Source organism: Bradyrhizobium sp. Mp27 (genome assembly GCF_029953005.1).
Classification (GTDB): domain Bacteria; phylum Pseudomonadota; class Alphaproteobacteria; order Rhizobiales; family Xanthobacteraceae; genus Bradyrhizobium; species Bradyrhizobium barranii.
Map to the genome: position 1 here is coordinate 1 of NZ_JASAUS010000518.1, position 1,208 is coordinate 1,208.

General features: G+C 59.7%; 1 protein-coding gene and 1 pseudogene. Both read left to right on the plus strand.

Annotated elements, in window-relative coordinates; all coding sequences use genetic code 11:
* Positions 1-722: IS66 family transposase (locus QJT78_RS51435; protein WP_281460892.1), on the plus strand; the 722-nt coding region annotated here is incomplete at its 5' end.
* 116 nt (positions 723-838) lie between these two features.
* Positions 839-1,095 (plus strand): annotated as a pseudogene (locus tag QJT78_RS51440) (IS3 family transposase); the annotation flags it as partial.
* Positions 1,096-1,208: the final 113 nt, after the last annotated feature.

Below are 1,208 nucleotides of genomic sequence, written 5' to 3' on the forward strand. Positions count from 1 at the left end.
GCCTGGCGCTGCCGCGGGTCGGGACGAAGAAACGGGCTTTCAGATCGAACAAAGAAACTGACGAAGGACAAGACATGCGTTGCACTGCCGAACTTCTTGACAAAAGAAGCCTCATACAAGGGGCAACCCACATTGGATGCATGGCCCACTCCAGGCGACGCTTTGTCGATGCCCTCAAGGCGAGGAAGAAAGGCGGCGGTCCGCCCGAGCAGGCGCTGCGGTTCTTCGAACAGCTTTACCGGGTTGAAAGGCAGGCGCGGGACGAAAAACCAGACAGAGGCGAAACGTCAGATCAATGCATTCGCCGCTTCCGCCAGCAACACAGCATTCCCGTCCTGAACGCCCTCAAGGAATGGCTCGATCAAATCGCCCCGAAGGTCTTGCCGGACAGCAAGCTTGGCGACGCCATATCCTACACCCGAAACCAATGGGAATATCTGACGCGCTACGCCGAGGACGGCAGGATGCCGATCGACAACAATCTTCTGGAGCGTGATATCAGAATCTTTGCCACTGGCAGAAAGAGCTGGCTGTTCAGCGACACCGTCGAGGGCGCCAGGGCCAGCGCCGTCGTCTACAGCCTGATGCTGACCTGCCGCGCCTCACGCGTCGAGCCGTTAGCCTGGTTGCGCCACGTCCTCACCCAATTGCCTCAGCGCGCGGGCGACGCCGATATCACCGACCTGCTGCCCTTCAACTTCCCCAAAACCGCCTCTGCCTGAACAGGCCAGACGCCGCCCCGATACGAAGACCATCCGTCTGCGGATTCCGACGAAGTCGCCCGGGTGTACCGATACGAAGTCGCCGTCAAAAGCGCAGGCGTCAACGTGCGGGGAAAATCGCGCTTACACCTGAGCTGTCGCCACGCGACTTGGCCGTGCGGTTCACCGACGAACGAAAGTACTTTGTATCCGAGGCGTCGGTCTATCGGCTGCTGAAGGCGCATGACCTGACCTCATCACCAGCCCGGCCTATGTGGTGATCAAGGCCGCGAACGAGTTCAAGGACAAGACGACGGCCGTCAACCAGCTCTGGCAGACCGACTTCACCTACCTCAAGATCACCGGATGGGGGTGGTACTATCTCTCGACCGTGCGGATTTCGCGCGATCGTGAGCACTGAATTCAGACGATCGTGAGCAGCCCGCTACGGCCGATGGGAGATAGAGTCAGTGTTCTGGTTGGCCGTCAAGGGTGATGGTTTTGGCG